This window comes from Cellulomonas sp. NEAU-ZC6 (assembly GCF_056844425.1).
On record NZ_JBXFYH010000001.1, the window covers coordinates 780,791 to 799,431 of the forward strand.

At 75.1% G+C, this 18,641-nt stretch carries 16 protein-coding genes; 8 read left to right on the forward strand and 8 right to left on the reverse strand.

The features are described from left to right. Positions 1 to 8: 8 nt before the first annotated feature. Together AC1050_RS03670 and AC1050_RS03675 are read right to left on the reverse strand one after the other, a co-directional pair. Positions 9 to 461: a hypothetical protein gene (locus tag AC1050_RS03670; protein ID WP_482386018.1), complete on the reverse strand. Its 453-nt coding sequence runs from the start codon at positions 459 to 461 to the stop codon at positions 9 to 11. Beyond that, positions 461 to 817, reverse strand: coding sequence for a hypothetical protein (locus tag AC1050_RS03675; protein ID WP_482386019.1), 357 nt, complete (start codon positions 815 to 817; stop codon positions 461 to 463). Before AC1050_RS03675 ends, AC1050_RS03670 begins: the two co-directional genes overlap by 1 nt. 40 nt (positions 818 to 857) lie before the next feature. Between AC1050_RS03675 and AC1050_RS03680 the strand changes: the two genes are divergently transcribed. Further along, positions 858 to 2,351: a leucyl aminopeptidase gene (locus AC1050_RS03680; protein WP_482386020.1), complete on the forward strand. Its 1,494-nt coding sequence runs from the start codon at positions 858 to 860 to the stop codon at positions 2,349 to 2,351. A 219-nt stretch (positions 2,352 to 2,570) separates the two neighbouring features. Here the strand turns inward: AC1050_RS03680 and AC1050_RS03685 are convergent, their stop codons facing one another. Further along, the gene (locus AC1050_RS03685; protein WP_482386021.1) at positions 2,571 to 2,957 is read right to left on the reverse strand and encodes an oxidoreductase; all 387 of its coding nucleotides are present in this window, start codon (positions 2,955 to 2,957) and stop codon (positions 2,571 to 2,573) included. 218 nt (positions 2,958 to 3,175) lie between these two features. On the opposite strand from AC1050_RS03685, the gene lpdA reads away from it, so the two are divergent. The 3 genes from lpdA to AC1050_RS03700 all read left to right on the forward strand — a co-directional run bounded on the left by lpdA (position 3,176) and on the right by AC1050_RS03700 (position 8,752). Further along, positions 3,176 to 4,561, forward strand: a complete 1,386-nt coding sequence (gene lpdA, locus AC1050_RS03690; protein WP_482386022.1) for a dihydrolipoyl dehydrogenase — start codon at positions 3,176 to 3,178, stop codon at positions 4,559 to 4,561. A gap of 32 nt (positions 4,562 to 4,593) precedes the next feature. Beyond that, on the forward strand, positions 4,594 to 6,417 hold the full coding sequence (sucB, locus tag AC1050_RS03695; RefSeq protein WP_482386023.1) for a 2-oxoglutarate dehydrogenase, E2 component, dihydrolipoamide succinyltransferase: 1,824 nt from the start codon (positions 4,594 to 4,596) through the stop codon (positions 6,415 to 6,417). A 175-nt stretch (positions 6,418 to 6,592) separates the two neighbouring features. Next, positions 6,593 to 8,752, forward strand: coding sequence for a glucoamylase family protein (locus tag AC1050_RS03700; protein WP_482386024.1), 2,160 nt, complete (start codon positions 6,593 to 6,595; stop codon positions 8,750 to 8,752). A gap of 103 nt (positions 8,753 to 8,855) precedes the next feature. Here AC1050_RS03700 and AC1050_RS03705 read toward each other — a convergent pair whose 3' ends face one another. Then, complete coding sequence (locus tag AC1050_RS03705; RefSeq protein ID WP_482386025.1) at positions 8,856 to 9,866, reverse strand: LacI family DNA-binding transcriptional regulator; 1,011 nt, start codon at positions 9,864 to 9,866, stop codon at positions 8,856 to 8,858. A gap of 95 nt (positions 9,867 to 9,961) precedes the next feature. Between AC1050_RS03705 and AC1050_RS03710 the strand changes: the two genes are divergently transcribed. Beyond that, entirely contained in the window at positions 9,962 to 10,849 is an 888-nt protein-coding gene (locus AC1050_RS03710) for a TIGR01777 family oxidoreductase (protein ID WP_482386026.1), read from the forward strand. A gap of 96 nt (positions 10,850 to 10,945) precedes the next feature. Here AC1050_RS03710 and AC1050_RS03715 read toward each other — a convergent pair whose 3' ends face one another. Together AC1050_RS03715 and AC1050_RS03720 are read right to left on the reverse strand one after the other, a co-directional pair. After that, a complete protein-coding gene (locus tag AC1050_RS03715; protein WP_482386027.1) occupies positions 10,946 to 11,983 on the reverse strand; it encodes a Gfo/Idh/MocA family oxidoreductase in 1,038 nt (345 codons plus the stop codon). A 10-nt stretch (positions 11,984 to 11,993) separates the two neighbouring features. Beyond that, positions 11,994 to 14,318 carry an MMPL family transporter gene (locus tag AC1050_RS03720; RefSeq protein WP_482386028.1) on the reverse strand — a complete coding sequence of 775 codons (2,325 nt, stop codon included), beginning with the start codon at positions 14,316 to 14,318 and terminating at the stop codon, positions 11,994 to 11,996. A gap of 73 nt (positions 14,319 to 14,391) precedes the next feature. On the opposite strand from AC1050_RS03720, the gene AC1050_RS03725 reads away from it, so the two are divergent. Continuing rightward, entirely contained in the window at positions 14,392 to 14,907 is a 516-nt protein-coding gene (locus AC1050_RS03725) for a MarR family winged helix-turn-helix transcriptional regulator (protein ID WP_482386029.1), read from the forward strand. Between the two features lie 15 nt (positions 14,908 to 14,922). On the opposite strand, the gene AC1050_RS03730 is transcribed toward AC1050_RS03725, so the two are convergent. Next, on the reverse strand, positions 14,923 to 15,432 hold the full coding sequence (locus tag AC1050_RS03730; protein WP_482386030.1) for a flavodoxin domain-containing protein: 510 nt from the start codon (positions 15,430 to 15,432) through the stop codon (positions 14,923 to 14,925). 149 nt (positions 15,433 to 15,581) lie between these two features. Here AC1050_RS03730 and AC1050_RS03735 point away from each other — a divergent pair, with 149 nt between their 5' ends. Beyond that, positions 15,582 to 16,304, forward strand: a complete 723-nt coding sequence (locus AC1050_RS03735; protein ID WP_482386031.1) for a DUF4191 domain-containing protein — start codon at positions 15,582 to 15,584, stop codon at positions 16,302 to 16,304. Positions 16,305 to 16,543: 239 nt separating this feature from the next. On the opposite strand, the gene AC1050_RS03740 is transcribed toward AC1050_RS03735, so the two are convergent. Then, entirely contained in the window at positions 16,544 to 17,038 is a 495-nt protein-coding gene (locus tag AC1050_RS03740; RefSeq protein ID WP_482386032.1) for an RDD family protein, read from the reverse strand. Positions 17,039 to 17,215: 177 nt separating this feature from the next. On the opposite strand from AC1050_RS03740, the gene glnA reads away from it, so the two are divergent. Further along, the gene (gene glnA / locus AC1050_RS03745) at positions 17,216 to 18,640 is read left to right on the forward strand and encodes a type I glutamate--ammonia ligase (protein ID WP_482386033.1); all 1,425 of its coding nucleotides are present in this window, start codon (positions 17,216 to 17,218) and stop codon (positions 18,638 to 18,640) included. Position 18,641 lies beyond the last annotated feature (1 nt).

An 18,641-nucleotide genomic window follows, 5' to 3' on the forward strand; every position in this document is an offset into this window, starting at 1 on the left:
CGCCCAACCTACTGGTCCCCGGCCGGGGACGGTCCGGACCTCGGGCCCGCGACCGCCGCGCGCGGGCGGGTGTGCCACAGCCACGCGAGGCCGAGGAACGGCAGCACGAGCGGCACGAAGCCGTAGCCCTCGCCGTACACGGACCACACCGTCTCGTCCGGGAAGTCCCCGGTGTCGAGCACCGAGAGCGTGCCGACGGCCAGCACCCCCACCAGCTCGACGCCGACCGCGAGCCACGCGACGCGGCGCCAGTCCCGCGCGAGCGCGACCGTCGCCAGGACGTAGACCAGCGCGGCGAGCGCGGAGAGCAGGTAGGCCAGCGGCGCCTCGTCGAACTTCTGCGCGATCTGGAACCCCGCGCGGGCGGACGCCGCGAGGGCGAACACGCCGTAGACCGCGACGAGCACCCGGCCGGGCCCGCTGGCGGTGCCGGTGGTCGGAGCCGGGGTGGTCGTCGCCATCAGGCCGCCCAGGTCTGCTCGAGGCGCAGCTGCAGGAACGCCACCGCGAGGGCGGCGACCAGCAGCACGACCGACGACCACCGGGTGCGCTCGGCGAACGCCCACAGCGCCGCGGCGGGCAGCAGGATCAGCTGGGTGACCACGTAGCCCCAGAACACGATCGGCTCGGCGGGCACGGCCCCGGTCGCCTGCTGCACGCCCGCGACCACGGCCTGGACCAGCATCAGCCCCTCGACGACCGCCGCGCCCCACAGCTGGCGGAGCACCACCGCACGGTCCCGGATCGCGAACCAGCCGGCCCATCCGGCGAGCAGCAGCGCCGCCGCGGCCACGGCGTAGAGCAGGGGTGGAGTCACGGAGCCCCACGGTACCCGGCGACACCGATAGCATCGGCGGGTGCCCCGAGTGACGCTGACCTCCGCGAACCCCACCCGCCAGACCGCCGACGCCCTCGTCGTCGCGGTCGCGAGCAGCCCCGACGGCCCCCGCCTGGTGGGTGCCGACTGGCTGCCGTCCGAGACCGCGACCCAGGTCGCGGACCTGGCCGGCGTGCTCGGCATCACCGGCGCGCCGGACGAGGTCCGCCGCCTGCCGGCCGCGGGCAAGCTCGCCGCCAAGGTGGTCGTGCTGACCGGCGTCGGCCCGCTCGACGCCGGCGCCACGCCCGGGGCCGAGACGCTGCGTCGCGCCGCCGGTGCCGCGCTGCGCGAGCTGACCGGCGCGGCCTCGGTCGCCGTCGCCCTGCCGGCGGAGGACCTGGAGCAGGTCACCGCCGTGGCCGAGGGCGCGCTGCTCGGCGCCTACGCCTACACCCGGTACCGCACGGCCGACGCCGAGGCCGCCGTCACCGAGATCGCCCTGCTGACGCCGCGCGCCCGCGACAAGTCGGCCGCGAAGGCGCTGGCCCGCGCCGAGGTGCTCGCCGCCGCCGTGCACGGCGTGCGCGACCTGGTGAACGCCGCGCCGAACGACCTGTTCCCCGCCGCGTTCGCCGACGTCGCCAAGGCGGCGGTCAAGGACGCCGGCACCCGCAACCTCAAGATCACCGTGCTGGACGAGAAGGCCCTCGCGGCCGGCGGCTACGGCGGCATCCTCGGCGTCGGCCAGGGCTCGGCCCGCCCGCCGCGCCTGGTCAAGGTGTCCTACACCCCGTCCCGGCCCGCCGCGAAGGTCGCGCTGGTCGGCAAGGGCATCACGTTCGACTCCGGCGGCATCTCCATCAAGCCCGCCGCCGGCATGGACGCGATGAAGTCCGACATGGCCGGCGCCGCCGCCGTGCTGCACACCGTCGTCGCCGCCGCCCGGCTCGAGCTGCCCGTGGCCGTCACCGGCTGGCTCTGCCTGGCCGAGAACATGCCGTCCGGCACCGCGCAGCGCCCGTCCGACGTGCTCACCATCCGCGGCGGCAAGACCGTCGAGGTGCTGAACACCGACGCCGAGGGCCGGCTGGTCATGGCCGACGGCCTGGTCGCCGCGGTCGAGGAGAAGCCCGACCTGGTGCTCGACATCGCCACCCTCACGGGCGCGCAGCTGGTCGCGCTCGGCCCGCGCGTCTCCGCCGTCATGGGGACCGACGCCGTCCGCACCGAGGTGGTCGACTCCGCCGAGGCCGCCGGCGAGGCGTTCTGGCCGATGCCGCTGCCCGCCGACCTGCGCGCCGGCCTGAAGTCCAAGGTCGCGGACATCGCGAACATCGGCGACCGGTTCGGCGGCATGCTGACCGCCGGCCTGTTCCTGCAGGAGTTCGTCGGGTCGACCCCGTGGGCGCACCTGGACATCGCCGGCCCGGCGTTCAACGAGAAGTCGGCGTTCGGCTACACGCCCGTCGGTGGCACCGGCGTCGGCGTCCGCACGATGCTCGCGCTGATCGAGGCCCGCGCCCAGCGCTGACCCGCACGCACGCCCGACGACGCCCCGGCACCCGCGAGGGTCCCGGGGCGTCGCCGTGCCCGGCCGCCGAGAGAGGGTGTCCGCGCCGAGAGAGGGCGTCCCCGCCGAGATAGGGCTCTCCCGGGTCCTACCTCGGCGCGCGGGTCCTGTCTCGGCGGCCTCGGAGAGAGGCGTGGGCCGCTCCAGGAGCGCGGCGGGAGGGCGGCCCGACGGGCCGGGTCAGCGGGGGTCGGCGGCGCGGCGGGCGGCGCGCTCGCGCTGCGCCCGCTGGCGCTCGATGCGCTGCCGGCTGTTCCAGTCCCGCATGCGCTGCGGGTAGCCGGTGCGCTGCACGTCGTACACCGGCACCTCGAGCGACCGCGCCAGCGCCCAGCCGGACTTGGCGTCGGGCACGCGGCGGCGGGTCCACTCGCCGTCGGTCGCCACGAGCATGAGGGTCGTCTGCGTGACGTTGGTGGCCGGCTCCAGGTAGGCCTCGACCCCGACGCGGGTGCGGATGAACTCGCGCAGGTGCTCGACGGTCTCCTCGCGCGCGGCGCGGCCGGTCGGCTCGGCGTCCGGGGTGGCCGCAGCGGCCGGTCGGCGGAGACGGGAGAACAGGCCCATGCGGCGAGCCTAACGGCGGTGGCTGGACGTCCGCTGGGATTCACCCAGGAGGCGCACCGGGCCGCCCCGGGCGCGAGGCGCCGCCCGAGACATGGGATGACTGTTCCGAGAATCACAGCGGGGCCCCGGTGATCTGGGTCGTCGGGCCTATGCGGAGATGACAAGATGGGCGAGGAACAACCGCGTTCCCCCTATGTCTGCGCCGGAGGAGTCTTCACGTGTCCGACACGACCGGATCCGCTTTCGACATCGTCGTCCTGGGCGGAGGGAGTGGCGGCTACGCGGCTGCGCTCCGCGGTGCCCAGCTCGGCCTGAGCGTCGCCCTGATCGAGGGCGACAAGGTCGGCGGCACCTGCCTGCACAACGGCTGCATCCCCACCAAGGCCCTGCTGCACGCCGCCGAGCTCGCCGACAACGCCCGCGACGGCGCGCACTTCGGTGTGCAGACGCAGCTCACGGGCATCGACATGAACGGCGTCAACGAGTACAAGGACTCCGTGATCGGCCGGCTCTACAAGGGCCTGCAGGGCCTGATCAAGTCCCGCAAGATCACCGTGTTCGAGGGCTACGGCAAGCTCGTCGCCCAGGACACCGTCGAGGTCAACGGCGAGCGCGTCACCGGCCGCCACGTCATCCTCGGCACCGGGTCGTACGCCCGGTCGCTGCCCGGCCTGGAGATCGCCGGCCGCGTCATCACCTCGGACCAGGCGCTGAAGCTCGACTTCGTGCCCAAGTCCGCGATCATCCTCGGCGGCGGCGTCATCGGCTCCGAGTTCGCGAGCGTCTGGAAGTCGTTCGGCGCGGACGTCACGATCATCGAGGCGCTCCCCCACCTGGTCCCCAACGAGGACGAGGCGCTGTCCAAGGCGTTCGAGCGCCAGTTCCGCAAGCGCGGCATCAACTTCAACCTGGGCGTCCGGTTCTCCGGCGTGACCCAGGACGACGACGGCGTGCACGTCTCGCTCGAGGACGGCAAGACGTTCGACGCGGACCTCATGCTGGTCGCCGTCGGCCGCGGCCCCCGCACCGCCGACCTGGGCTACGAGCAGCAGGGCATCACGCTGGACCGCGGCTTCGTCATCACGAACGAGCGCCTGCACACCGGCGTCGGCAACATCTACGCCGTCGGCGACATCGTCCCGGGCCTGCAGCTCGCGCACCGCGGCTTCGCCCAGGGCATCTTCGTCGCCGAGGAGATCGCCGGTCTGAACCCGCAGCCGATCGTCGAGTCGGGCATCCCCCGCGTCACGTACTCCGACCCGGAGGTCGCGTCCGTCGGCCTGACCGAGGCCAAGGCCAAGGAGGTGCACGGGGCCGACGCGATCGAGACCCTCGAGTACAACCTGGGCGGCAACGGCAAGAGCCAGATCCTCGCGACGCAGGGCTTCATCAAGCTGGTGCGCCAGAAGGACGGCCCCGTCGTCGGCGTCCACATGATCGGCGCCCGCGTCGGCGAGCTCATCGGCGAGGGCCAGCTGATCGTGAACTGGGAGGCGTACCCCGAGGACGTCGCGGCGCTCGTGCACGCCCACCCCACGCAGAACGAGGCTCTCGGGGAGGCGCACCTCGCGCTCGCCGGCAAGCCGCTGCACGCCCACAACTGACCACAGGAACTTCGAAGGAGACACGAGCGGTCATGTCCGACAACGTGCAGCTTCCCGCCCTCGGCGAGTCCGTCACCGAGGGCACCGTCACCCGCTGGCTCAAGAACGTGGGTGACCGCGTCGAGGTCGACGAGCCCCTGCTCGAGATCTCGACCGACAAGGTCGACACCGAGGTCCCGTCGCCGTTCGCCGGCGTGCTGGAGCAGATCCTGGTGCAGGAGGACGACACCGCCGAGGTCGGCGCCGTCCTCGCGGTGATCGGCGACGGCTCCGGTGCCGGCGGCGACGCCCCGGCCCAGGACGCCCCGGCGCAGCAGGAGCAGGCCCCGGCCGAGCCCCAGCAGCAGACCGGCGCGACGACGCAGGGCGAGGGCTACGGCTCGCCGTCCCCGGAGGCCGAGACCGCCTCCCCCGCCACCGAGCAGCCCGCCCCCGCGCCGGCCGCCGAGGCGCAGGACTCCGGCGACAGCCAGCAGGTCACCCTGCCGGCGCTCGGCGAGTCCGTCACCGAGGGCACCGTCACCCGCTGGCTGAAGCAGGTGGGCGACCGCGTCGAGGTCGACGAGCCGCTGCTCGAGATCTCGACCGACAAGGTCGACACCGAGGTCCCGTCGCCGTTCGCCGGCACGCTGCAGGAGATCCTGGTCGCCGAGGACGAGACCGCCGAGGTCGGCGCCGCGCTCGCCGTCATCGGCTCGGGCTCCGGCTCCGGCTCGGGCACCGCCCAGGCGGCGGCCCCGGCCGCCACCGAGGCCGCTCCGCAGGTCGCCGCGCCGGAGGAGGCCCCCGCGCCCACCCCGACGCCCGCCCCGGTCCCGGCCCCGACGCAGCAGGCCGCCAGCCCGGCGCCGGCTCCCGCTGCGCCGGCCCAGCCGGCCCAGCCGGCCCAGCCGGCCCAGCCCGCGCAGCCGCAGGCCGCCGGGTCGTACCTGACGCCGCTCGTCCGCAAGCTGGCCGCCGAGAAGGGCGTCGACACGTCGACCCTGACCGGCACCGGCGTCGGCGGGCGCATCCGCAAGGAGGACGTCCTCGAGGCGGCCGCCAAGGCGGAGGAGGCTGCGAAGGCCGCCGCCCCGGCCCCGTCGGCCCCGGCCGCCGCTGCTCCGGCCGCCGCACCGAAGTCGCTGGAGCCGTCGCCGCTGCGCGGCACCACCGAGAAGGCCAGCCGCCTGCGGCAGGTCATCGCCGAGCGCATGGTCGACGCCCTGCACAGCCAGGCGCAGCTGACCTCCGTGGTCGAGGTGGACGTCACCAAGGTCGCGAAGCTGCGGGCGAAGGCGAAGGACTCCTTCAAGGCGCGCGAGGGCGTCAACCTCACGTTCCTGCCGTTCTTCGTGCAGGCGGCGGTCGAGGCGCTCAAGGTGCACCCGAAGATCAACGGCGTGCTCGAGGGCAAGGAGATCACCTACCACGGCTCCGAGAACATCGGCATCGCGGTGGACACCGAGCGCGGCCTGGTCGTGCCGGTCATCCGCGACGCGGGTGACCTCAACCTGGCGGGCATCGGCCGCAAGATCGCCGACCTGGCCGGCCGCACCCGCGCCAACAAGGTCACCCCGGACGAGCTGTCCGGCGCGACCTTCACGGTGACCAACACGGGCTCCGGCGGTGCGCTGTTCGACACCCCGATCGTCCCCGGCGGCACCTCCGCGATCCTCGGCACCGGCGCGATCGTCAAGCGCCCCGTCGTCGTCAAGGGCGCGGACGGCGAGGAGGTCATCGCGATCCGGTCGATGTGCTACCTGGCCCTGTCGTACGACCACCGCCTGGTCGACGGCGCCGACGCGTCGCGGTACCTCATGACCGTGAAGCAGCGGATCGAGGAGGGCGCGTTCGAGGCCGAGGTCGGCCTGTGACCGTGCGCTGACGCGCGTCCTCGACGCCCCGGTGACCCTCGTGGTCACCGGGGCGTCGTCGTGCCGGGACCGCCCCGCACCCGTTGACCGGCCCACCGGGCGCCGGTAGCGTGCTGGCGCTCTTTCGACAACGGGTGTCGAAATTTCGGCGCCCCGGACCACGAGGACGTGCCCGATGCGAGAAGCACCCCGCGCCGCCGACCGGCGCCCCACCGACTCCCCCGCCCCGTCGTCCCGGCGGCGCCGACCGCGACGGGGCCGTGCGCTCGCCGCGGCGGGCCTCGCCCTGCTGCTGGCCGGTGCCGGGGCGGCCGGTGCCGCGGCGGCCCCGCTCCCCGCCGGCGGCGGGCACGGCCAGGGCGGCGGGCACGGGCACGGCGGTGGCCACGGGCACGGCGGCGACGAGCGCCGGCTCCGCACCTGGCTCGCCGACACGTACACCTCGCTCGAGGCGATGACCGACCCCGGCACCGGCCTGGTGGCCGACAACATCACCGGCGACCTCGACCCGGAGGGCGCGAGCGCCTACACCTCGCCGACCAATATCGGCGGCTACCTGTGGTCGACGGTCGTCGCCCGCGACCTGGGCCTGATCAGCCGGCACGACGCCCGCGAGCGGATGGCGACCACGCTCGGCACGCTGGAGCGGATGGATCGGCACGACGAGTCCGGGATGTTCTACAACTGGTACGACCCGGCCACCGGCGACCGCGTCGACACCTGGCCCGACGACGGCGCGGTCGTCGAGCACTTCCTGTCCTCGGTCGACAACGGCTGGCTCGCCGCGTCGCTGCGCGCGGTGGCCGAGGCCGAGCCGCGGCTGGCCGACGAGGCGACCGCGCTCTACGACTCGATGCACTTCGGCGTCTACTACAACCCCGACGGCCGGCCGGACCTCGGCGTCGGGCTGATCCGGGGCGGGTTCTGGGACTCCGAGCCGGCGGGCTGCTCGGTGCCCGGCAACTACCAGGGCGGCACGACCGTCTACTACACCTGCCACCACTACGACACGACGGTCTCCGAGACGCGCATCGCGATGTACCTGGGGATCGCGGACGGCGAGATCCCGCCGGAGGCTTACTGGGGCACCTACCGGACGTTCCCGTCGACCTGCGACTGGGCGTGGCAGGAGCAGCGCCCGAGCGGCGTGACCCGCACCTACGACGGCGTGGACGTCTACGAGGGTGTCTACCACTACCGCGGCATGGCGCTCGTGCCGGGCTGGGGCGGCTCGATGTTCGAGGCGCTGATGCCCGACATGCTGGTGCCGGAGTCGGAGTGGGCGCCGCGGTCCTGGGGCGTGAACCACCCGCTGGTGGTCGAGGCGCAGAAGCAGCACGGGCTGGACGAGGCCGCGTACGGCTACTGGGGCTTCTCCCCCGCGAGCGACCCGCACGGCGGCTACGCCGAGTACGGCGTGGACGTGCTGGGCCTGCGGTCGGACGGCTACCTGTCCGACGGCAGCACCGACGTCGACCTCGGGTTCCACGGCTGCCGGGAGGAGACCAACCCCGACCCGGAGTTCGGCGACGGCGTCGTGACCCCGCACGCCGCGTTCCTCGGGCTCGAGTACGACCCGCGCGGCGTGGTGGAGAACCTGAGGAACATCGCCGACGACTTCGACGCCTACGGCCCCGGCGGGTTCTACGACGCCGTCGCGGTGCGCTCCGGCACGGTCGCGGAGCGCTACCTGTCGCTGGACCAGTCGATGATCGTGGCGGCGATCGGCAACTACCTCGGTGACGGGCTGCTGCGCGACTACGTGGTCGGCCGGGACATGGAGGAGCGGCTGCGCCCGGTGCTGGCGTCCGAGGTGTTCTCCTCCGCGGCCGAGGCCGTCGCACCCGCGCTGACCGAGCCCGCACCGGGGTCGACGGTCGAGCGCGTCGACCGGCTGGCCGGCACCGGCGAGCCCGGGGCGCACCTCACGGCGACCGGGCCCGGCGGGGCCACCTGCACGGCCGACGTCGGCGCGGACGGGGCGTGGGCGTGCGAGCTGCCGGCCGTGACGACGCCCGGCGAGGTGACCGTCGGGCTGTCGACGACGAACGACGCCGGGTTCACCACGGACGGCGCACCGGTGACGCTGACGGTCGCCGCCCCGGCGGCGGAGCCCGGTGAGCCGGAGCCCGGCGTGGTCGAGCCCGGTGCCCCCGACCCGGGCGCGACCGGGACGCCCGGGACGGGTGAGGCGTCGGCCTCCGGCCCGGCGGCGGCGGACCTGGCGACGACGGGCGCGCACCCGGCGCCGGCCCTGCTGCTGGCGCTGACCGCGCTCGGCACCGGGACCGCGCTGGTGCTCGTGCGTCGCGGACGGGCGGCCCCGGTCGGCTGACCGGAGGCGTGCGACCGTGCCCGTGCCCGTGCCCCGTGCCCCTGGCGGTGCGGGGCACGGTCGCGACCGGGACGGGACGCCGCGGCCGGCGCGGGACCTGCCGTCAGCGCGGCGGCGCCGTCGAGCCGCGCAGCACCAGGCGCGTCGCCAGCTCCAGGTGCGTGGACCCGGGAGCGCCGTCCCGCGCCCGGTGCGCGAGCGTCACCGCGGCGTCGCCCATCTCGTCCAGCGGCTGCCGGACCGTGGTGAGCGCCGGGTCCAGCCAGGCGGCCACGGGCTGGTCGTCGAACCCGACGACCGAGAGGTCCTCGGGCACCCGCACGCCGTGCTCGCGCGCGGCCCGGAGCACCCCGATCGCCGTGTCGTCGCTGGTGGCGAACACCGCCGTCGGCGGGTCGTCCAGCCGGAGCAGCAGGCTGGCGGCGCGGAACCCGGCGTCGACCCCGTAGTCGCCGCCCCGCACGAGCTCGTCGTCGACGGCCAGGCCGCCCCGGATCAGCGCGGTCCGGTAGCCGGCGAGCCGCGCGACGGCGTTGTCCTGGTCCTGCGGCCCCGTGATCGTCGCGATCCGCCGGTGCCCGAGAGCCACCAGGTGCGCGGTCGCGTCGAGCCCGCCCCGGAAGTTGGTGGCGGCGACCGCCAGCAGGTCGGCGTCCGGCCGGGTGCGCGGGTCGACCACGACCACCGGCACGGCGGCGCGTGCCAGGTCGGCGCGCGCGGCCTCGTCCGGGACCGCGACCACGCTGACCAGGGCGTCGGTCCCCCGGCGCAGCGCGTGCCGCACCCAGGGCCCGCACGACTCGGTGCCGGGCTCGACGGTCACCACGAGGTCGGCGCCGAGCCGCGCCGCCGCCCGGGCCGCGCCCCGCACCACGGCCTCGGCCCAGGTGCTGTCGAGGTCGACGACACGCAGGTCGACGAAGCCCGTCCGCCGGCTGCCCGACGGCCGGACCGCGTAGCCGTGCCGGGCGAGCACCTCGGTGACCCGCGTCCGGGTCGCCGCGGCCACGTCCGGGCGGGAGTTGAGCACCTTGGACACGGTGGGCACGGACACGCCGGCCTCGGCGGCGACGACCGCGAGGGGCGGCGGGGTGGCCGGGTGCGCGGCGTCCATGGCGCCCCACCCTAGGGGCACCTGCACGCCGCACCCGCGCAGGTGGCGGCGGCGTCCGCCGGGCCGACCGGCGCCGCCGACCGTAGGGTCGGCGCATGGTCGTGGTGCTGGCGGGGTCGAGCGGGTTGATCGGGACGGCGCTGGCCGAGCGCCTGCGCGCGGAGGGCCGCACGGTGCGGCGGCTGGTCCGCCGGACGGCGCGCGGCCCGGAGGAGCACACCTGGGACCCGGACGCGGGCGTGCTGGACCCGGCCGTGCTGGCCGGGGCGGACGCCGTGGTGAACCTGGCCGGCGCGGGGGTCGGCGACAAGCGGCTCACCGCGGCCCGCAAGCGCGTCGTGCTGGAGTCCCGCACGCGCACGACCGGCCTGATCGCCCGGACGATCGCCGGCATGGACGCCCCGCCGCGCGTGCTGCTGCAGGGATCGGCGACGGGCGCCTACGGGTACCGGGGCGACGTGGAGGTCACCGAGGCCGAGCCGTACGGCGACTCGTACCTCGCCGGGGTCGTGCGCCGGTGGGAGGCCGCCGCCGCGCCCGCCGTGGAGCGGGACGACGTGCGGGTGGCGTTCCTGCGCACCGGCATCGTGCTGGCACGCTCGGGCGGCGCGGCGGGGCGGCTGCTGCCGCTGATCCGGCTGGGGCTCGGCGGGCCGCTCGGGTCGGGGCGGCAGTACTGGAGCTGGATCAGCCTCGAGGACGAGGTCCGCGCGATCCTGCACCTGCTGGACGCGCCGGTCAGCGGCCCCGTGAACCTGGTGGCCGAGCCCGTGACCGAGATCGAGATCGTGCGGGCGCTCGCCGAGGCCGTGCACCGTCCCGCGGTGCTGCCGGTGCCGGGGTTCGCCCTGAAGCTCGCGCTGGGCCAGTTCTCGGACGAGATCCTGGGCTCGCTCCGGGTCGTCCCGAAGGCGCTGACCGCGTCGGGCTTCGTGCACCGGCACCCCACACCGCAGCAGGCCGCCCGCGCGCTGCTCGCCTGAGCCCGCCGCCGCTGCCCCGAGCGGGCAGCAGATGTCCCCTGGCCGCACGCGGAAGGGACGTCTGCTGCCCGCTCGGGGGCGCGACGCGCGCGGCGGTCAGGGCGCGAGCGTGACCGTGCGGTGCTCGCGGGCGGAGAGGCGGGCCGCGTCGAGGACGCGCGCCGTGACGACCGCGTCCGCCGGGTCGACCGGGACCGGGCCCGTGCCGCGCACCCAGGACTCGACCGCCCGGTAGAAGTCGGGGTGCCCGCCGGGGGCGCGCCGGACGGGCACGCGGTCGTCGCCGTGCACCAGCCAGCCCTCGTGCTCGTCGCCGGCGGCCTCGTCGAGCACGCCGAACGCGGACGCCTCGCCCTCGAAGCTGGTCACCAGGTAGGCGCCGCGGTCGCCGAGCACGCGGGTGCGCGGGCCGGGCGCACCGACCAGCCCGCCGGCCTGCAGGTGGCTGATCACGGCGGACCCGTCGGCGCGCGCGACGTGCGTCAGCGCCAGGAACACGTCGTCCTCGGCCGGGGTGGTCAGGCTGCGCAGCTCCGCGTGCACCCGCTCCACCGGGCCGAACAGCTGCACGGCGGAGTCGACCAGGTGCGCCCCGAGGTCCAGCAGCAGGCCGCCGGCCCGGGTGTCGTTCTCCTTCCACCGGTCCTGCGGCACGGGGCGCCAGCGCTCCCAGCGGCGCTCGAACCGGTGCACCCGGCCCAGGTCGCCGGCCTCGAGCAGGGCGCGCAGCGTGAGCTGCTCCGGGTCCCAGCGGCGGTTCTGGAACACGGTCAGCCGGCCGCCGGCCTCGGCGCCGAGCCGGGCCAGGTCGGCGGCCTCCTCGGCGGTGGTGGCCAGCGGCTTGTCGACGACCACCGGCAGGCCGGAGGCCAGCGCGAGGCCGACGTGCTCGACGTGCTCGCCGGTCGGGCTGGCGATCACCACGACGTCCAGGTCGGCGGCGTGCCCGAGCAGGGCCTGCACGTCCGGGTCGACGGCGACGTCGGCCCAGTCCTCCGCCGCCGCGGCGGCGCGCTCGGGGCTGCGGGTGACCACCCGCACCACCCGGGCGCCGACCTCGCGGAGCAGCCGGGCGTGGATGCCCCGCCCCGCCGAGCCGTAGCCGACCAGTCCCATCCGCAGCGCGTCCGTCATGCCCGCCACCCTAGGCCGCGGGTGCGCCGTCCTCCTCCCGCGCCAGCCGGCTGGGCCACCAGGTGCGCGGCCCGAGGTCGTGCACCAGCGCGGGCACCAGCAGGCTGCGCACCACCAGGGTGTCGAGCAGCACGCCGAACGCGACGATGAACGCCAGCTGCGCGAGGAACAGCAGCGGGATGACGCCCAGCGCGGCGAACGTCACGGCGAGCACCACGCCCGCCGAGGTGATGACGCCACCGGTGACGGCCAGGCCGCGCAGCACGCCGTCGCGCGTCCCGGACCGGGCGCTCTCCTCCCGGACCCGCGTCATCAGGAAGATCGAGTAGTCGACCCCCAGCGCGACGAGGAACGTGAACGCGTACAGCGGCACGGCCGGGTCGGCCCCGGGGAACTGGAACACGTGCTCGAACACCAGCGCGGCGACCCCGAGAGCCGCCGCGAACGACAGCACGTTGGCGATCATCAGCAGCACGGCCGCGACCACGGACCGCAGCAGCACCATGAGGATCAGCAGGATCACGACCAGCACGACCGGCACGATCACCCGCAGGTCGCGGGTGCCGGCGTCCTGCGCGTCGAGGGTCTCGGCAGCGGCGCCGCCGACCAGGGCGTCGGGCGCGACCTCGTGCACGGCCTCGCGGAGCCGCTCGACGGTGTCGACGCCCTCGGTGGTGTCGGCCGCGGCCTCGGTGGCGACGTCGACCCGGACCCGGCCGTCGACGACCACCGGCTCCGCCTCGTCGGCGGCGGGGGCACCCGTCGGGGCGCCGGAGGTGGCGCCGGTGTACGGGGTGGCGGACACCACGCCGTCGACGTCGAGCGCCGCCCGGGCGACCGCGTCGGCCTCGTCCTGCGCGACGATCACGGTGGCCGGCTGCACGGTGCCGGCCGGGAAGTGCGCGGCCAGCACCTCCTCGCCCGCGACCGCGTCGACGTCGGTCAGGAACACGTCCGCCTGGCCGGTGCCGGAGGCCTTGAAGGTCGGCAGGAACGCGGCGAAGGCGAGCAGCACGACGGCGGTGCCGATCCAGACGGCCCGGTCCCGCCGGCCGACGCCGCGGGCCAGGCGGCCCCAGAGCCCCGCGGCGGGCGCGGGGTCGACGTCCGACCCGGGTGCGACGTGCGCGCCGTGGTGCGGGGCCTGCGCCGCGGCGGGCTCCGCCGCGGCCGGGCCGGCGGCGTGCGCGCCGAGCTCGGCGTGCGGGATCCGCGGCCAGAACAGCACCCGGGACCGGCGGCCCGCCACCAGCAGCAGCAGCGGCAGCAGCGTGAACGCCGCGAGGTACGCCGAGGCGATGCCGATCGCGCCGACCGGTCCGAGCGAGCGGTTGGAGGCCAGGTCGGACAGCAGCAGGCAGAGCAGACCGGCGACGACGGTGCCGGCGCTGGCGGTGATCGGCTCGACGCTGCGGCGCAGCGCGCGCTTCATGGCGGCCGCCGGCGATCCGACGCCGCGCAGCTCCTCGCGGTAGCGGGCGACGATCAGCAGCGCGTAGTCCACGGACGCCCCGACCACGAGGATCGACAGGATGCCCTGCGCCTGGCCGTTCAGCGTCAGGGTCCCGGCGTCGGCCAGGTGGTAGACCGCCAGCGCGGCCGCGCACAGCGCGAACACGGCGGTGAGGATGACGGCGAGCGGCAGGAACGGCGACCGGTAGACCAGCACGAGGATCACCAGCACGGCGCCGAGCGCGACCAGCAGCAGCACGCCGTCGATCCCGCCGAACGCGTTGGTCAGGTCCGCGACGAACCCGCCGGGGCCGGTGACCCACGCCAGCAGCCCGGCCTCGCCGGCGTTGTCGGCGGTGGCGCCGAGGTCCTCGGCGAGGGTGTCCCGCACGGCCTGCACGACGGCGCCGACCACGCTCTCGTCGTCGGCGAGCGAGGCGTCCGCCTGCTCGGCGTCCAGGGACAGCGGGACCAGCAGGGCCTCGCCGTCCTCGGACGGGACGACGACCGGGTCGCCGGTGAGCACGTCGCCGAGCGTGGCGGGGTCGCCGGCCGCCGGGTCCGCGCCGGGCACCGCGACGTCGGGCAGCGACTCGACCACCGGCTGGACCGCCGCGACCGCGCCCGCGTCGAGCGGTCCCCCGCCCTCGGCCTCCAGCACCACCAGCACGGGCAGCGACTCCGACTCGATGAACTCCGCGGACAGCTCGGCGGCGCGCGTGGACTCCGCCGACGACGGCAGGAACGCCGCCGAGTCGTTGGTCTGCACCTGGGACAGCTGCCCCTGCGCCATCCCCCCGAACGCCGCCACCGCGAGCCACCCGGCCGCGACCGCGAGCACCACCAGTCCCCGCCCGATCCCCCGGACCCCGTTCCTCAGCATGCTGAGCACTATGCGCGACGCGCCCGATTCCGGCAACATGAGCGCGGGGCAACTGCCCGACAGGAGGAAGCACGTGGTGGAGCGGCACGCGGAGGACGGCGCCGACCGGCACCCGCGGTGGACGGCGATGGCCGCGCGCGAGCCGGCCGGCTGGCCCGTCGGACGGCTGCTGTCCGCGGCAGCGCGCCGCGTGGAGCGGGACTGGAACGCGCACCTCGCGTCCTGGGACCTCAACCACGCGAGCCAGCCCGTGCTGGTGATCCTGCTGCGCGGCCCGCGCACGCAGGCCGAGCTCGCGGCGCTGTGCGACGTGACCGAGCAGACGATGAGCCGGGTGCTCGCACGCGTCGAGCGCACCGGCTACGTCACCCGTTCGGCCCACGCCACCGACCGCCGCAAGCAGGAGATCCGCATCACGGACGCCGGCCGCGCCGCCGTGCTCGCCGCGTCCGACCCGGAGGCCGCCGAGGCGATGGTCACGGACGGGCTGACGCCGGAGCAGGTGGAGCAGCTGCGGGCGCTGCTGCTGATCGTCGCGCGCCGCGGGCCGGTCGACGAGGTCGCCGACCCCGAGCCGCGCGCGGGCTGACCCGCCCGGCCACGCTCAGCGCCGGCCGGCCCGCTCGGTCCACGCCAGCCCGGCCGCCACCGACGCCGCCCACGCCTCCACCTCCGCGAAGTCGCGGAAGTCCCCCGGCTGCGCGTCGATCATGGCCACCAGCGCGCGCTCGGCGAGCCCCAGCTCCGCGCGCTCGAGCCGCCCCGCGAAGCACGCGACGTCGCGCGCACGGACCCGGCGCGCGACCACGCCGACGTCGTCGGGCTCGGACGGCGGCAGCGGCGGGTCCCCGACGGGCCCGGACCAGAACAGCCACACCGGGCGCGCCGCCAGCTGCGCGTGCAGCCGGTCCACCAGCTCCCGCAGCGCCGCGGCCAGCCGCCCGACGTACACCGCGGAGCCGAGCACCACCGCGTCGTAGCCGTCGAGCGCGTCGACCTCGTCCGGGTCGACCTCCGCCACGTCGTGGCCCGCCGCACGCAGCACGTCCGCGACCGTCGTACCGATCTCGCGCGTGCCGCCGTGCCGCGACGCCACCGTCACCAGGACCCGCATGGTCGCCTCCTGCAGCCGGTGCCGCGGCCCCGGTGCCGCGACGACGTCCCTCCAGGCTCGCCCCGGCGGCACCACCGGCACCAGGGACCTCCGTCCCGGTGTCGCTCCGGCGGACGGAGGGCCCCCGCGCGCCGGTAGACTCCCGGGTCATGGCCCGTGACAAGAACGCCGCGTCCGGGGCGCCGAAGCCCCCGAAGGTGAAGAAGACCCGCTGGTACCACCAGGTGTGGCAGGCGTACCAGATGACCCGCCAGCAGGACCCGGCGGTCACCTGGCTGATCCTCGCGGTGTTCTTCGGCATCATCGCCGTGGGCCTCATCATCGGCCTGCTCTGGGGCCCGTGGGTCTACATGCTGCTGCTGAGCATCCCGTTCGCGCTGCTCGGCGCCATGTTCACCCTGACCCGCCGCGCCGAGCGCGCCGCGTACTCCCGCATCGAGGGCCAGCCCGGCGCCGCGATGTCCGCCCTCGGCACCATCCGCCGCGGCTGGACGTTCACCCAGGAGCCCGTCGCCGTGGCCCCGCGCACGCAGGACCTGGTGTTCCGCGGCGTCGGCCGGCCCGGCATCGTGCTGATCGGCGAGGGCCCCGCGCACCGGATCGGCAAGCTGCTCGAGTCCGAGCGCAAGCGCACCGCCCGCGTCCTGCCGGGCGTCCCGATCACGCTGATCGAGGTCGGCCGCGAGGAGGACCAGACCCCGCTGCCGCAGCTCGCCCGCAAGGTCCAGCGCCTCAAGCCGCAGCTGACCAAGCAGGAGACCGGCGAGGTGCTCAAGCGCCTCACCGCGCTCGGCGCCGTGAAGATGCCGGTGCCGAAGGGCGTCGACCCGATGCGCGCCCGCCCCGACCGCAAGGGCATGCGCGGCCGCTGACCGCCCGCACGCCACGACGCGCCCGGCCCCCACGTGGGACCGGGCGCGTCGTGCTTGACGGCGCCGGCGTCGTGCTCCGCGGCCGGGCGGCGTCCGGTCGCGTACCGCGGACGGTGCGCGAGGTCGTCACTCGTCGGCGAGGTCGTCATGCACGAGTGACGACCTCGCCCAGGAGTGAGGACCTCGGGCGCTCCGCGTGGGGCCGCGGCAGCGTCCCCGGTCGGCGGCAGCCCCGCCGGTCAGCGGCGGACGATGGCGGTGCCGGCCGAGCGGTCGTGCAGGCCGCGGCCGTCGGCGTCCCAGACCACGGCCGGGATCACCAGGCAGAGCAGCACCGTGCGCACCAGCGCGAGCAGCAGGCTCGGCGGCACGTCCGGTCCCGGGTCGGCGGCGGGAGCGCCCGGGTGCGGCACCAGCCGCGGGGCGACGACCCGGCGGACCCGGAGGCCGAGCAGCCGGTGCCCCAGCGTGCCGCCGACCGTCCCGACCAGCAGCACGTTCTCCAGCGCGAAGATCGCGAGCGTCGCACCCGCCTGCACGTCGGCCGGCAGGAACGCGAGCGCGATCAGCTGGCACGCGAACCAGTCGATGATCAGCGCGACCAGCCGGCGGCCGAGCGGCGCGAGCGAGCCGCGGCCCTCGGCCGGCAGCCCCAGGCGCGCGCCGTGCGCGGTGCCCGGCTCCCCCGTGGGGGGTCCCTCGAGCCACGAACCGACGTCCTCGCGATCGACCATGCGTCAACGGTAACCGGCCCGTGCGCCGCGCCCCGACCGGTGACGACACGTCCCGGCAACACGGGTCGGGGGTCGCGTAACACCGACGAAACAATCGGTACACCCGGGGGAAACTGCGCCCGCCTAGCCTCGACGGCAGCCCGGCAGGTACGGGCACGTCAACCCGAGGAGCAGCGGATGTTCAGCACGCCAGAGGAAGTCCTGGCCTTCATCAAGAACGAGGACGTCAAGTTCGTCGACGTCCGGTTCTGCGACCTGCCCGGCGTGATGCAGCACTTCAACGTGCCCGCCGCGACCGTGGACGAGAACTTCTTCGTCGAGGGCCAGATGTTCGACGGGTCCTCGATCCGCGGCTTCCAGGCGATCAACGAGTCGGACATGAAGCTGCTCCCGGACGTGACGACGGCGTTCGTCGACCCGTTCCGCGCGGAGAAGACGCTCTGCCTGAACTTCCACATCGTCGACCCGTACACCGACGAGCCCTACACGCGCGACCCCCGCCAGGTCGCCGCGAAGGCCGAGGCGTACCTGCGGTCCACCGGCATCGCGGACACCGCGTTCTTCGCGCCCGAGGCCGAGTTCTACATCTTCGACGACGTGCGCTTCGAGACGAAGCAGAACTCGTCGTTCTACTCCATCGACTCCATCGAGGCCGCCTGGAACACGGGCCGCGTCGAGGAGGGTGGCAACCTCGGCCACAAGACGCCCTACAAGGGTGGCTACTTCCCCGTGCCGCCGGTCGACCACTTCGCCGACCTGCGCGACAAGATCTCGCTGCAGCTGGACGCCCTCGACTTCCAGGTCGAGCGCGCCCACCACGAGGTCGGCACCGCCGGCCAGGCCGAGATCAACTACCGCTTCGACACGCTCGCCAAGTCGGCCGACAAGGTGCAGCTGTTCAAGTACGTCGTGAAGAACGTGGCGCACGCCGACGGCCGCACCGCGACCTTCATGCCGAAGCCGCTGTTCGGCGACAACGGCTCGGGCATGCACGTGCACCAGTCCCTGTGGAAGGACGGCAAGCCGCTGTTCTTCGACGAGAAGGGCTACGGCGGCCTGTCCGACGTCGCGCGCTGGTACATCGGCGGCCTGCTCAAGCACGCCCCGGCGCTGCTCGCGTTCACCAACCCGACGGTGAACTCCTACCACCGCCTGGTCCCCGGCTTCGAGGCCCCGGTCAACCTGGTCTACTCGGCGCGCAACCGCTCCGCGTGCATCCGCATCCCGGTGACCGGCTCGAACCCGAAGGCCAAGCGCATCGAGTTCCGCGTGCCGGACCCGTCGTCCAACCCGTACCTGTGCTTCGCGGCCATGCTGATGGCGGGCCTGGACGGCATCCAGAACCGCATCGAGCCGCCGGAGCCGGTCGACAAGGACCTGTACGAGCTGCCCCCGGAGGAGCACGCGCTCATCCAGCAGGTCCCGGGCTCGCTCGGCGAGGTGCTCGACAACCTCGAGGCCGACCACGACTGGCTGACCGCCGGCAACGTGTTCACCCCGGACCTCATCCAGACCTGGATCGACTTCAAGCGGTCCGCGGAGATCGACCCGATCCGGCTGCGCCCGCACCCGCACGAGTTCGAGCTCTACTACGACGTGTAAG